We start from the raw sequence: 13,354 nt of genomic DNA on the forward strand, positions 1-13,354 counted from the left end.
GACGTGGGATCCGGCCCGACTGAATCTGCGCCATCGTCATGCGGATGGTTCGTCTTCTTCTGCCCGCAGTGGGCGCCTGCCGGGTTCCTGCGGGCGGAAGAAGGCGTAGCGGCCGAGGAAGTTGATGTGGTCGAACTGGAGCGGTGAGAGGCGGGCGAGGAGATCGTCGGTGACGGGGAAGCCGTCGGCGGCAAGCTGTTTGGTCGCGCGGTCGAGGTAGAGGCTGTTCCACAGGACCACCGCGTTCAGGGCCAGGCCGAGGGCGCCCAGCTGGTCCTCCATGCCTTCACGGTAGTGCTGGCGCAGTTCGCCGCGCTGGCCGAAGAAGATCTTCCGGGCGAGGCGGTGGCGGGCCTCGGTGATGTTGAGCTGTTTGCCGATCATGCGGCGGTAGCCGGTGTCGGAGACGAACTGGAGCAGGTGCAGGGTCTTGAAGATCCGCCCGTAGTGCGCGAACGCGTCCCCCAGCCCGGTCGGGCGTCCGTCGCGCGACAGCATGCGGATGAGGTCGTAGCCGCGGACCTCGCCGGTGGTCAGGGAGCCGGCCACGCGCAGCATGTCGCCCCAGTGCGCGCGTACCCGGTCGAGGCGGATGGTGTGGCGGGAGGCTTCCTGGAGGGGGCCGTAGTCGGCGGTGGAGTGGGTGCGCCACAGGCGGGCGTCGCCGATGTCGGCGATCCGCGGGGAGAACTGGTAGCCGCAGATCGCGAACAGCCCGAAGACGATGTCGGAGTAGGAGGCGGTGTCGGTGATGACCGTCTCGGGCTTCGGGCCGCCGTCGCGGCCCAGGAGGGCGTCGAGGATGAACAGGGAGTCGCGCAGGGTGCCGGGGACGACGACCCCGCCCAATCCCATGACCTGGTCGTTGACGACGTTCAGCCAGGTGGCGCCCTTGTGGCGAAGCCCGAAGTACTTCGGGCTGTACCCGGCGTGCAGGGACCGCACCGGCACGGTGAAGCGGACCCCGTCGGCGGAGGCGACCAAGCCGCCGCCCCAGGCACGCACCACGTCGATGCCGCGCTGGGCGTCGATGAGCATCCCGTTCGCCGCCGAGATCGTCTCCGCCCGCAGATACCCCTGGTCGACCTGGACCAGGCGGCCCCGGGTCAGCGCCGGCACGTTCGGCTTCACCACCGGGGTCAGGCCGACGTTGCACGCCTCGGAGAGCAGCAGTGCGCAGACCGACAGCTCGAACTCGTCCATGTGCGGGTCGGCGCCGGAGATGTGGGTGAATGCCGACGTCATGCCGGTGAGGTCGGCGACCTCCAGGAGCAGTTCGGGGAAGTCGACCTTCGGGAGCATCCCGTTCGCGAGCTGGCGGAAGGCGGGCATCAGCGGCGGCTCTCCGGCGGGGCCCAAGCGGTCCAGGGACAGCTTCCCGTTCTTCACCGACACCGCGGTGTTCGTCGGCAGGCCCGCGATGGTCTGGTGGTAGGCGCCGTGGAGTGCTCCGGCGAGTTCGGCCAGGTGCGCGGCGGGCTCTGCGTCGAGGCCGAGCGCGGTGAGCACGGTGGGCTGGGCGCTCTCCCACCGGTCCCCGGTCAGGAGCTTGGCCCGCGGGTCGCCCCAGCGGTCGCCGCGCCGGGCGTAGACGTCGCGGCGGCGCAGGGAACGGTGCAGGTGCTCCAGCACGCAGAAGGAGTAGGCGGCCTTGTCCGCCAGGCCCGGCTCCAGGCCGGGGGCGGCGAACACCAGCCGCCGCCAGGAGCCGCCCACCAGCGTCTCGGAGACCTCGGAGGCGTCGATCTTCTTGCGGCCGATCAGGTGCGGCAGCTGCTTCAGCGCCGTGACGACCGGGGCGCCGGCCTGTACGGCGCCGAAGTCGACGACGTCGACCAGCAGGCGGATGAAGCCGCGCACGGTGGAGTAGCGGGTGGCGAGCGCGGCCCGCCACTCCGCGTCCTCGTCGCCCTCCTCGTCGGGGACGACCTCGGCGATGATCGCGAGGGCCTCGGCGAGCTTCTCGCGGGGCACGACCTTCTCGATCGCCGACCACGCGTCGACCACCGAGACCAGCTCCCCGGTATCGGTCGCCGGCGCGGTCTCCAGCAGCACCCCGACCGCCTTCGCGACCCGCCCCGCCGCCCTGCGCAGCATCGGCAACGACTTGAGCTTCTCCTCATTGCCCATCCGCTCCGCCCGCGACAGCAGCCGCGAGGACATCAGCACGTCCAACAGGTCCAGGGCGTCATCAACGGTCGCGGTCTCCAGGTGCTGCACGGTGGCCAGCAGCGTCGCCGTCTTCCGCGTCTCCTCCAGGTCCCGCAGGGTCGGCGCCTTCGAGCCCATCCCGTACCGGGCGAGCCCCGACATGCGGGCCGCCGGCACCACCGACGTCGGCACGAGGTGGGCGCCCAGGCCCTGGACCTCCTTCGCGCGTTCCAGGGCCGCGGTCATCGCGGTGCCCGAAACCCGCATCGGCGGTGTCCGCAGGCGCTCCAGCTCCGAGACCCGCTTGCCGTCGGGGACCTTCAGCAGGTCGCGCATCGACTGCCGCAGATCCTCCGGGACCGCTTCGTCCAAAGCCCGGTACAGGGCGGTGTTCTCGCTCGCCCGGACCTCGGCGACCAACCGCGTTAGCGTGGTGATCCCCGGCAGCAGCACCCGGTTGTCCACCAGCCACACCACCGCCCGGTCGAACAACGCCCGCGGCCCCTCCAACGACGCCCACACCCGCGCCGCCAAGAACGCACGGACCTCGTCCTCGGCGGCCGAGAACTCCCGGTAGCCGTAGGCGTCCCGGATCTCCCACGTGTGCTCGTACGCCGTCTTCGCCCGCGCGGTGTACTCACCCAGGCACGCCGGGTCCAGCCGCAACTGCTCAGCGACGAACGCGGCCGTGGACCGCGGGACCGCGACCGGGTCGTCGAGGAGGAACGTGCCCAGCATCCGCACGGTGCCCCACTGCACCGCGAACCCGAGCTTCGTCGCGTCCCGCCGCTTGCCCGCAACGAGCTCGTGGCCCTTCTGATCGAGCCGGAAGAACTGCTCCAGCTCCCCGGGCGTCGGCTCCGAAGCGAACCGACCGTAGCGGGAGACCTGGTCATCTGAGAGGAAATCAACTGGCATGAACCGGAACCTAGGCCCGCTGACCTGGCCATATAAGCCCAGTCACCGAACCGGTACCAAGATCACTGATCTACCGCCAAAACCCGGTCCGATCCTCCCCGAGGGCCCACTCGCGGACCTCGCTGTCGACCACGAGCGGCCTCCGCCACGGCATCATCATCCCGGTCACGCCGGTGCGGGAGGCGGACAGCAGATCGGGGGGCAGGAAGTCGTCCACCATCGGGGTCGCCGCCGGGGAGGAGGCCGAGTCGGCCGCCGGGGCGGGTTCCGGCTGGGCGTCCGGCGGCTCGGGGAACTGCTGGCGATGCGCCCACTCCATCATCGCCTGGCCTGTGCTCTGGGCTTCGCGCCATTCCCGGTTGTCGCGTATGCGCTTGAACATGCTGCTCTCCTCACGGTTCGCTCCTCGGGCCACACAGAGCGTGCCCCATGCATCTGTTCGGCTTCAACTCTGAAAGTTGTTAATCACCGGGCCTTCCGCCGCTGGTCAGAACGGTTTGCGGAAGGCCGGTCCTTCATCTGCGGTGTGGTCGTCCCCTGTGTGGAGGCCGGGGGCAGGGCGGTGGTGTCGGCGGGCAGGTCGGCCATGCGGCGCAGCCGCCACACCAGGACGTCGCTGAGGGACCCGGCGGTGTCCAGTTCCCTGCGCTGGGCGGCCTCGGCAAGCAGTCCGGCCGGGTCGTGGCCGGCGGTTTCGGCGTCGGCGAGTGTGGCGGCGAGCGCCGGCCAGCCCGTCTCCGCGAGGATCTGCCCGGCCAGCTCCGGCACCGCCGCCCGCACATACGCGGCCTGCTGGAGCTGGAGCGGCCGAGTCATGCGGCGGCCCCGCTCCTGGAGAGCGTTCAGGGGCTGCTCGGCGGCCTGCCGGTAGGCGGTACGCAGATGCTCGGCCGTCTGCCGGGCGGCGGCGGCCTGCTGCGCATGCCCCTTTCTCGCATGCCAGTTCGCGGCGGCGACGGCGAGGAAGAACACCATGTCGATCACCATCGCCGTGGTCGCCCCATCCTCCCCGCGCCCCAGCGCCGGCCCACCGCGCACGAGGTCCCGGGCGGCCTGCCGCAGCGCCCGGTCATGCCCCCGTACGGCCCGGACGTGTGAGCGGGACGCCCGCTCGAACGCGAAGGCTGCCTCCCGCAACTCCCTCCTGGTGTGGGCGGCGGATGTCTTCGCCAGCGCGTCCAGCACCTCACCGGCACCGGCGAGCTGCGCCGCTACGGCCGGGTCGTCGCCCCGGTCGATGACCAGGACCGCGTGCCATGCCGCGTGCGACGCACGGCGGCGTGCGGGTGCAGGGCCGCTCGGAGCGAACTGGTGCCCGGAGGCCGCCTGCGGGTCCGGCTCCTGCCCCGGTTCTCCCGTTCCGGCGGTGGCCCAGCGTTCGCGGATGCGGGGCAGCGACAGGTCGGGGGCGAGCTTCGACCCGGAGTAGAAGACCGGCTCGTTGTCCTTGTTGCGGTCGTCGGGCAGGGCGACGGTGTAGCCGAGGAGGTCCCCGGACGGCGCGATACGGCACCGCACCAGGAGCCCGGCGGCGCCGAGCCGGTCGAAGAACTCGGCCTCCCCGTCCGCGCCGGCCACCGCGCGCCGGACGGTCTCCCGCAGCTCCTCCCGCGGCGTCCTTTCCCGCTGTTCGCGTGCGGCCTTGTGGCGCTCGGCGCTGGTGGGGCGCTGGGCGGCGGTGCCGTCACCGGCGTTGAGGCGGCTGAGGCCGTATTCGGCTTCGAGGAGGCGGGCTTCGGCCTGGGAACGGGCTGCGTCGTGGTCGAGGTCGGGCTTGTAGCCGTCCTCCTGGGCGAGGGTCGCGATGATGTGGATGTGGTCGTCCGCGTGCCGGACTGCCGCCCAGCGGCACCCGGCCCCGTTCTTGTCGGGGTCGTCGATGCCGGTAGCGGCGACCATCCGCCGGGCGATCTCTCCCCACTCGTCGTCGGTCAGAAGGCGGTCGGTGGGGGCGTTGCGGACCGAGAGGTGCCACACGTGCTTGCGGGACCGGTCGCGTTCGTCGATGTTGTCGAGCGGCTGGTCGAGGAGCCGCTGGAGATCCTTGATCGTGTCGGCGAAGTCGTCGGCACGGCCGGGGTCGGGCGCGTTGCCGTCCCAGGACGCCACCAGATGCGGGTCGGTGTGCTCCTCGTGTGTGCCCGGCCCGTACAGGTAGTGGAGGAGGCCAATGGTGCGCTTCCCGCGCTTGTGGATCCTGGGGATCATGCCGGTGGTGGCTTTCTAGTGTTGGGCGAGCAGCCGGTCGGTGGCGTCCTGGACGCGGTGCACGGCGCGTCGGGTGGCGGCGATGACGGCGTCGAGTTCCGGCTCGGTGGGCTGGGCACCTGAGTTGATGGAGCGGGCGATCTGGTTGAGGTTGTTGCCGACCTGGCCGAGGTGGCGGCGGGCGGCGAACAGCTCGGTCACGGTCTCGCGCTGTCCGGCGATGGCAGCGGCGGTCTGGTCGAGATCGCGGGCGGCGGAGAGGCCGGCACGGGCGAGGAACGCGGGCAGCGACGTATGGGTACGGTGCGCGGCGGCGGTGAGGAGGGTCTTCTCTTCATCGTTCAGGCGGACACTGCAGACGCGGACGCGCTTGCGGTCGTGCTGCTTCGGCGAGCGCTTGCGCGAGGGCTTCTTCACGTCACGGCGCTGACGACGCGGTGACTGTTCTTCCGGCTGCGGTCCGCCCTCGGTCGCCGCCGCCCGGACCAGTGCCCCCCGGCGCTGGTCCGGACCCGCCACCCCCGGGGCGGGCTTGGCCAAGACGCGCTTCCCCGACGGGGAAGAGTGTCTTGGCCGATAACTTGCTCGCGTTGAGGTTGAGTTGGAGCCCGGCGAACCCTCGTCGGTGGTGGGGTTCGCGTTCGTGTTTGTCATCGGATGCGGGCCTTCTTGGTGCGGGTGTAGAGCTGGATCCGGGCGGCCATCTGAACCACGGCGGCGGGTCCGTCGAGAACCCGGACGGGGGAGGTGGGGGTGCGCTGGACGAGCCATTGGCCGGTGGGGACGGGCAGCGCGGCGTGCAGGAGGCGGTGGCGGACCAGGACGTCGGCCCAGGCGGCGGCTGTCGCGGCCGTGGTGCGGGGGGTGTGGGAATACACGAGCGTGACCTCCAGAGGGGGGCGGTGTCCCGGGCGTGGGCCGGGACACCGCCGCAGAGCAGGGTGTGGGTTATGCGGGGTTCAGCCGCATTCGCGGCAGCGCTCGTAATGCCGGTTCAGGGCGCGGGCCATGGCCCGCTTCGCGCCGGCGGCGTGTTTCGCGCTGGCCTTCGCCGAGGGCTTGCCCTCGTGGCGCTCGGAGTGGCTGCGCAGGAAGGTGATGTCCTGCTCGTAGCCGCTCTTGATACGGCTGAACCGCTGGCAGGTCTTCATCGGGTGCTCCTCGTGGTGGTGGTGCCGGTCGTGCTGCGCAGGCGCTGCAGGACCGGGGAGAGGTTCTCGTTGCGGATGGAGATGCGCTGGTCGCGCATGATCTCCCTGAGCTGGACACGGGTGATGGCCTCGTTGCCGTCGCGTTCCAGCACCGTGGGGACGTGGGGGTGGATCAGGGCGACGATGTCGTCCTCGGAGAAGCGGGACCGTGAACCCCGGCCTGTGCGGGACCGACCCTCGGTCCCCTTCCGCTGCGTCTTCGTCGCGGTCCCCGGGACGGTGCGGGGACGGGCACTGCTCCGGCCGCGGGCTACGGGAGCGTCGTCCCGGTCCCGGTCTTGGTCCTGTTCGGTCCCGGGGACCGAGCGGGTCGGTGCCTGTTCCCGGGGGAGCGTGTGGGGACGGACGTCCTTCTCGCCGGTTGCGGCCGTGCTGTCCGCGCGGTCCCGAGGACGCTCCTCGCCGTTGGGTGCCCGTTCCGAAGGCGTCGCGGAGTGCCGGTCCCGGTCCCCGGTCCCCGGTTCTTCGAGCGGGACTGGGCCGTCTGCCAGCGGTTTCGCGTCGGGGACCGTGCGGTCTTGGCCCCCGGGACCGTCCGGGACCGTGGACCGGTCACCGGCGGGGTGGGGTTCCGGCCCGGTCCCGTGAGACGGGCGGCCGGTGCGGTCCCCGGTCCCCGGTGTCTCCGGGGCCGGCGTCCGGTCCCGGGGACCGGACGGCATGGTTCCGGACGCCGGTCCCGTTCCGGTCCCCGCAGGACGGTCCCCGGCCGGTGGGCAATCCGTCCGCTTCCCGGAACCGGTCCCGGACCGTGGCGCGGGGACCGGCGGGAGTGCCCGGTCCCGGTCTCCGACGCGGCTCGCGGGCGTGGTCCCCGGCTGCGGTCCCCTGCTCCGCTCGGTCCCCGCTGCGGTGCTGGTGGGGTGGTGGCGGGTGATGAGGATGTAGAGGTGGACGGCGCCGGCGAGGGCGAGCGGGGCGAGGGTGGACAGGATCGCGACGACGGTGTCCCCCAGCCGCAGCCCGCCGCCGGCTTCCAGCTGCTGGTTGAGGCGGACCGCGTGAAGGGAGTTGGCCCAGATGCTCGCCGTGGTGGCCGTGCCGAACAGGGTCCACACGTACAGGCGGGCGCCGAAGGGCGCGGTGCGCAGGACGAGCAGGGCGCGGACCCCGTAGGCGATGAACCCGTCGATCACCAGGGGGAAGAGGTAGGTCAGGAATCCGCGGACGTGGATGGCGACGGCCATCTGCTGCAGCGCGTCGTACGACAGCGCGCAGCCGGCGGTGCCGAGGGCGAGGATGGCGAGGCGGTCCCAGGGGCCGACGGGGGCGACATCGTGTGACGCGGTGGTGCGGGGGGTCATGCGGCCTTTCCGAGCGCGGCGATCAGCGCGGTGGTGTGGATGTGGCCGGGGACCGGTGAGGACACCGGCGGGGTGTCCTTCTTGTCGCCGGGCTGCTTGTCGTCGGTTTCGGCTGCGGCGTCGTCGGGGCTCTCGCCTTCGCCCTCGTCCTGGGGCTGGTCCTCGGTGGTGCCGTAGAGGTCCCAGTACCGGTCGCGGTCCTCGACGGCGTGGGCGGCCTCGCGCATGAGGTCGCGGGCGTAGTCGAGGTCGAGCTGGAGGGTGTAGGCGAGGCGCTCGGGGGTCCAGCCGCGGACGTGGGCGTGGCGGGTGACGGCCTTGCGCTCGGCGGCGGAGAGGTGGACGTCCCGGCCGAGGAACGCGGCGCGCACCCGGGCGTAGTCGAGGCGTTCGCTGATCTTCGCCTGCCACGCCTGCCGTTCGGCTTCGGTCGTCCCGCCCCAGATGCCCTCTTTGGTGCCGTTGTCGAGGGCGTGGTTGAAGCAGTCTTTCTTCACCGGGCACCCGCCGCAGAGGGACTTGGCCTGGGCGATGGCCTTGTGGTTGCGCGGCCGGGGGAAGAACAGCTCGTCCGCCCGCTGGGGGGCTAGGTCGCGGCAGAGGGCGCGGGCGTGCCAGCTGTGGTCGGCGATCCCGCGCAGCGCGGGGCGGGTGGCGTCGATGGTGGTGATGTAGCGCAAGGGGAGTCTCCGGAGTACGCCTCATGAGGCCGTCGGCGGACACGTGTCACCGCGAGGGCGGGATGCGGGATGCACGTGTTCGGGAGGCGGGGCGGGCAAGGGGCGCGGGCGTGGGCTGTCGCGCCGGAGGTCAGATGCCGGGGGTGGTCAGCGGGCCTGGAAGCGACGGTCCGGGCCGGTGAGTTCCACGGCGGTGCACATGCCGGACAGGCGGGACAGGACCCGGTCGCCGACCCGGTCGCGCAGCACCGGCTGTCCAGGCGGGATGCCCTGGGTGCGGACCGGGGGCAGGTTGCTGGTGATCAGCGTGGGGAAACGATTCTGCGCCCGCCAGTTCAGCAGCCGGAACGTGATCTCCTCGGTCCACTCCGAGTTCTTTGCCGCGCCGAGGTCGTCCAGGAGCAGGACCGGGACTCGCATGATGCGGCGGAGCAGGACCTCGGGGTCCGCGCCGGTGCGGGAGCGCATCTCGCCGTAGAGGTCGGCGGCGGTGGTGGCCTGCCAGGGCACCGCGCATCCGGCGTCGGTCAGTGAGCGGATCGCCCCGAACGCCTCGTGGGTCTTGCCGGTGCCGGTGGGGCCCCAGAGCAGCAGTGACGGTCCGCGGGCGACCATCCGCCGCCCGGCGGTGCCGTAGTGCGGCTGGAGGGAGTCCGCGTACGGGGCGGTCGCCGACCCGGCGATGGTCCGCACCCAGGCGGTGACGTCCGGGTGGGCGGCGGAGGCGGTCCGGTAGTCGTACGGGATCCGCTTCTGCGCGGCTTCCAGCGCCGGGTTCGGTTCGGGGGCGCTTGGCGGCAGCGGGGTGCCGGCGTCTATGCCGCGAGCGGCGAGCCGGGCGTCGAGGCGGGCACGGAGCCGCTCCCCGATCGCGGGCTGCGGGTCGGCCGACCGGCTCAGGGTGCGGGTCACAGGCTCCTCCCGAAGGTCGTCGGCTCCGGCGTGTTCGGGTTCAGGTAGGGCTGATGGCCGGTGGCGGCCCAAGGGCCCCCGCCGGAGGCGCTCGGTGCCCCGGCGCCGACAAGGGCGGGCGGGTTGACGACCTCGTTCACCAGGCTCGGCAGCACGCTCGGGTGGAGCGCCTTCGCCCGCAGCCGGTCCATCGCCAGCCTGATGTGCTCCGGTTCGAAGCCCTCGTCCAGCAGGGCTTTGAGGTTCCGCCCCAGCTGGCTGATGAAGTTCCCCGGCGGGCGCTGGTGGCAGCCCTTTACGTACTCGGCCACCAGCTCGTTCGCCGAGCCCCTCTCCGAGGCGGCGTCGGGTGCGGGCGCGGTGCGCCCCCTACGGGAAGATCCAGGATCCAAGATCCTAGATCCAGGCCGTGAGTCCTCCGTGAGATGTGCGTGAGTCGCGCCCAGATCCGAGTTCTCGGCGCTCTGACCAGCAGCTTTCCTGCTGGACGGCGCTGGCTCCTCCGCAGGGCTCTCGGGCAGGGCCGAGGCTGCCGGTTCCAGCGTGCGCTCGGTTTCCGCTATGACCCGGGCCGTCGCGGAGCCGACCGCATCCGGCTGTTCGAGCCCTCCGGGAGTGTTCACGGAGACCCCGAACCGGCCGGGGCCGGCACCCGCCTGGGCGGAGTGCGCGTGCGTGATGCTGGCGCAGCGGGGCTCCTGGCACTTCCCGCACTTGCGCGCGCCCTGGTGCCCCGGGCAGCGCGGCAGGCGCGAGTCGGTGGCCCGGTTGATCTTCTGGTGCTGCTCCCACTTCACGATGTGGAGGTAGGTGCGGCCGTCGCAGCCGGTGTACCGGCAGATCAGGCCGGCCTCCGCCAGCTCCTCCAGGTCCTGGGCGACGTGCGCGGGGGTGTGCTCCTGGCGCAGCGCCCACAGCCGCCCGGCGATGATCGCCGGATGGTCGCGGCAGCGCCCCGAGTCGTCGGAGAGGGTCAGCAGGCCGATGAAGGTGAGGACCGCGGTCACCGAGACGGAGGCGATGTCCTCGGACACAAAGAGTTCAGGCTTGACGGTACGGATGCGGGACATCAGGCAGCCCTCCCGTCTCGGGGGGCGAGCCAGTGGCCGGAGTGTTCGGGTATCGCGCGGGCCGGGGCGTTCGGCCTTTTGCGCGCGGGGGTGGGCATGCGACAATCTCCCCTTGAAGTGATGCCGCGCCGGTGTGTCCTGTGAGAAGGGCCGGTGCGGTGTTGGTGGGACGTCTCAAGCCCTTGCCGGGGCGGAGTGTCCATCGCGACCGGCGTCGGAGAGGTTCCAGCTCTCTCGGCGCCGTCGCTGTCTGCGCTCAGTTTTCGGTGCTGCCCGACGGATTCCCCAGCGGTCGTATCTCCACGGCGGGGCCGTGGGCCGGGCGGCTGTCACCCGGGGACCAGCAACACACCACACACCCCGCGCGGAAGTCCATACATAGCTCTAGTCCGCTGTACACCTCTGAAATGCGTGAATGGACGCGGCGCACCGGAAAAAGGGTTGGGGCGCCGTTCCCTGGAAGGCCGGCGGGCGGGGCGAGCGCGGTGCTCACTCGTTGCTCCGTTCCGATGGCCGGGCGAGAGGCCCGGCGCGGTCTTGATACGGTCTGTACGCGTTTCAACTTGTCGCCGCTGGCGATGCGGGCAGGGCGATTGAGCGCCCATCCTGCGGACACCGCGACAAAGTCACGCCACGAAAGGTATCTTCTCAGGGTGGCCTGATCAAGTGGCTTCAGCGTCCGTATCCGCACCGAGCACCCCAGGGAGCGCCCATGCCCGACCGTCCCTTCGACGGCCGTGCCTTTCGCGCCAGGCGCCGGGCGGCCGATCTCACCCAGCGGCAGATCGCCGAGGCCGTGGGCGTTCAGGAGGCTGCGGTCGCACGGTGGGAGAGCGAGACCACCAAACCGCTCCCGGAGACTCTGCCGATACTCGCCCGGCTCCTGGGCATGTCTCTCGACACGCTGTTTCCCCGGGAGGGGAAACCTGATCTGGCGGACCTGCGAGCGGACGCCGGATACTCCCAGAAGGACACCATCGCGATCACCAAGGCGTCCACCACCAGCTCCGTCCGCAAGGCGGAGAGCGGGGTCCGCAGGCTCTCCGACGAGCTGGTTGCCCTTCTCGCAGCCGCGTACGGCGTGAGTGAGCGGGCACTGAGGGCCGCCCAGGAGAGGTCCTTCGGGAACGCGGCTCCCGACGAGGCGGAGGGAACGGCGATGCCGTCCAGCCTCGCGGAGAAGATCCGGTTCGCCCTGGACAGTACGTACTCCGTCGGGTCGGCTCCTTCGGACGCGCAGATCGCCGCAGCCGTCAACGACTACGCGGGTGCCGCCGTCGTATCCCAGGCAGACATCCGCGACCTGCGCACCGGAGTGGTGACCGAGGCGGTGCCTATCGTCCTGGAAGGCATGGCGGACATGCTCGGGTTCAAACCGGCGTACTTCCAGTCAGAGGACGCGGTCACTCGCCAAGTCGTCGAGGGACTCACCCTGCTCGCGTCGAAGCGCCGGGGAGACGTCGGCCAGATCGCCGCCCGCGGCATGGGCGCCGAGGGGCTTCCCGCCGACCTGCTCGCCATCGTCAACGAGGTGGTCGCGGAGTACGCACGGCGCCCTGGCCCGGGCACCAGCAACCCCCAGAGATAGAGAACGAGTCCGACACCATTACGTATATGGCCGGCACCCTCCCGCACGGGAGAGGGCCGGCCATATACGTGCCTTGCAAGTTCAGGACCCGCCCGGGTCTCAGGCACTGCTCGGCCCGACACCGGCACCCGGGGACTACGGCACCAGGTGGCTTCCCCGCGCGATGACCGCCTCCACTGCCTTGAGGTGGGCCAGGTCCTGCAGCGGGTCTCCTTCGACGATCAGCAGATCGGCGCTGTAGCCGGGGGCGACGCGGCCCGTCGTGTCGCTGACACCGAGGGCCTCGGCGGCTTCCGAGGTGGCCATGTCCAGGATGCGTCCGCGGTCCAGGCCGATGTGCTCGTAGAAGGCGAGGCTGCCGGCGATGCCGGTGAAGCCGGTCCGCTGGACTCCGGCGTCGGTGCCGGCGATCAGTTTCACTCCGGCGTCGGCCATCTGCCGGATGAGGCCGAACATTTCCGCTGCCCGCTCGGCGCCGAAGATCCTGGGCAACATGGGCCAGTGCTGGCTGATGGTCGGACAGACGTGGATGCCCTGGGCGATGATCTGCTCCAGTACGTCCTGGCGCAGGTCGAAGCCGTCGGCGGTCATCCAGGTGCAGTGCTCCAGGGTGTCGACCCCGGCCTGGACGGCGGCGGCGATGCCGTCCGTGCCGTGGGCGTGGGCGGCCACCGGCAGCCCCGCCTCGTGAGCCGCTTCGACGAGCGCGGCCAGCTCCTCGGCGCTGAACTGGGTCTCCCAGCTCTTGGCCCCGTCCTTCGTCAGGCCGCCGCCGGTCTCCATGACCTTGATGACCTGGGCTCCGGCCGCGACGTTCCGCTGGACCAGAGCGCGGATCTCCTCGACGCCGGAGACCTCACCTCCCAGGAAGTGGCAGTGCCCGCCGGGCGGGGTCACCGGTACGGCCGCGGAGACGATCCGCGGCCCGGGGGTGGTCCCGGAGGCGATCTCCTGGTCCAACCGCAGGGCGAGGCCACCTCGGTCGCCGAGGTCGCGGACCGTGGTCACACCGCTGGCCAGCAACTGTGCGGCCCGCGTCCGCATATCGGCGAGCAGGGCCGTGTCGTCGCGCTCTGCAAGGGCGGCGACAGGGTCCGCGCCTCCGTCGAACATCAAGTGCACATGGGCGTCGATCAGGCCCGGAAGCACCGTGCCGCCCGGGAAGTCCAGACGCGGCGCGTCGGCTGGGGCCTGGGCCTCGACCTGGGCGCGCGGGCCTACGGCGGTGATGGTCCGGCCGTCGATGAGGACAGCGCCGTCGGCCAGGTACTCGCCGGAAGCGACGAGGACGCGTGCTGCGGTGATCAGCATG

Annotated in this window: 12 protein-coding genes; 1 reads left to right on the forward strand and 11 read right to left on the reverse strand. The window is 71.5% G+C overall.

Annotated elements, in window-relative coordinates:
* Nucleotides 1-36: 36 nt before the first annotated feature.
* From ACF089_RS23280 to ACF089_RS23325, 10 genes are all read right to left on the reverse strand, one after another.
* Entirely contained in the window at nt 37-3,069 is a 3,033-nt protein-coding gene (locus ACF089_RS23280; protein WP_392029524.1) for a Tn3 family transposase, read from the reverse strand.
* A gap of 70 nt (nt 3,070-3,139) precedes the next feature.
* The gene (locus tag ACF089_RS23285; RefSeq protein WP_392029527.1) at nt 3,140-3,451 is read right to left on the reverse strand and encodes a hypothetical protein; all 312 of its coding nucleotides are present in this window, start codon (nt 3,449-3,451) and stop codon (nt 3,140-3,142) included.
* Nucleotides 3,452-3,534: 83 nt separating this feature from the next.
* On the reverse strand, nt 3,535-5,277 hold the full coding sequence (locus ACF089_RS23290) for a relaxase/mobilization nuclease domain-containing protein (RefSeq protein ID WP_392029530.1): 1,743 nt from the start codon (nt 5,275-5,277) through the stop codon (nt 3,535-3,537).
* Between the two features lie 15 nt (nt 5,278-5,292).
* Nucleotides 5,293-5,817: a plasmid mobilization protein gene (locus tag ACF089_RS23295; protein WP_392029533.1), complete on the reverse strand. Its 525-nt coding sequence runs from the start codon at nt 5,815-5,817 to the stop codon at nt 5,293-5,295.
* A 110-nt stretch (nt 5,818-5,927) separates the two neighbouring features.
* On the reverse strand, nt 5,928-6,155 hold the full coding sequence (locus ACF089_RS23300; protein WP_392029536.1) for a hypothetical protein: 228 nt from the start codon (nt 6,153-6,155) through the stop codon (nt 5,928-5,930).
* Nucleotides 6,156-6,236: 81 nt separating this feature from the next.
* Complete coding sequence (locus ACF089_RS23305; protein WP_392029539.1) at nt 6,237-6,428, reverse strand: hypothetical protein; 192 nt, start codon at nt 6,426-6,428, stop codon at nt 6,237-6,239.
* Nucleotides 6,425-7,792, reverse strand: a complete 1,368-nt coding sequence (locus ACF089_RS23310; RefSeq protein ID WP_392029542.1) for a DUF2637 domain-containing protein — start codon at nt 7,790-7,792, stop codon at nt 6,425-6,427. Before ACF089_RS23310 ends, ACF089_RS23305 begins: the two co-directional genes overlap by 4 nt.
* The gene (locus ACF089_RS23315; protein ID WP_392029544.1) at nt 7,789-8,472 is read right to left on the reverse strand and encodes a WhiB family transcriptional regulator; all 684 of its coding nucleotides are present in this window, start codon (nt 8,470-8,472) and stop codon (nt 7,789-7,791) included. Before ACF089_RS23315 ends, ACF089_RS23310 begins: the two co-directional genes overlap by 4 nt.
* A 147-nt stretch (nt 8,473-8,619) precedes the next feature.
* A complete protein-coding gene (locus ACF089_RS23320; protein ID WP_392029547.1) occupies nt 8,620-9,384 on the reverse strand; it encodes an ATP-binding protein in 765 nt (254 codons plus the stop codon).
* Nucleotides 9,381-10,454, reverse strand: a complete 1,074-nt coding sequence (locus ACF089_RS23325; protein ID WP_392029550.1) for a hypothetical protein — start codon at nt 10,452-10,454, stop codon at nt 9,381-9,383. Before ACF089_RS23325 ends, ACF089_RS23320 begins: the two co-directional genes overlap by 4 nt.
* Nucleotides 10,455-11,166: 712 nt before the next feature.
* On the opposite strand from ACF089_RS23325, the gene ACF089_RS23330 reads away from it, so the two are divergent.
* Nucleotides 11,167-12,042: a helix-turn-helix domain-containing protein gene (locus ACF089_RS23330; RefSeq protein ID WP_392029552.1), complete on the forward strand. Its 876-nt coding sequence runs from the start codon at nt 11,167-11,169 to the stop codon at nt 12,040-12,042.
* A gap of 135 nt (nt 12,043-12,177) precedes the next feature.
* On the opposite strand, the gene ACF089_RS23335 is transcribed toward ACF089_RS23330, so the two are convergent.
* On the reverse strand, nt 12,178-13,353 hold the full coding sequence (locus ACF089_RS23335; RefSeq protein ID WP_392029555.1) for an amidohydrolase family protein: 1,176 nt from the start codon (nt 13,351-13,353) through the stop codon (nt 12,178-12,180).
* Nucleotide 13,354: the final 1 nt, after the last annotated feature.

The sequence above is a fragment of the Streptomyces sp. NPDC014894 genome, assembly GCF_043080985.1.
Taxonomy (GTDB): domain Bacteria; phylum Actinomycetota; class Actinomycetes; order Streptomycetales; family Streptomycetaceae; genus Streptomyces.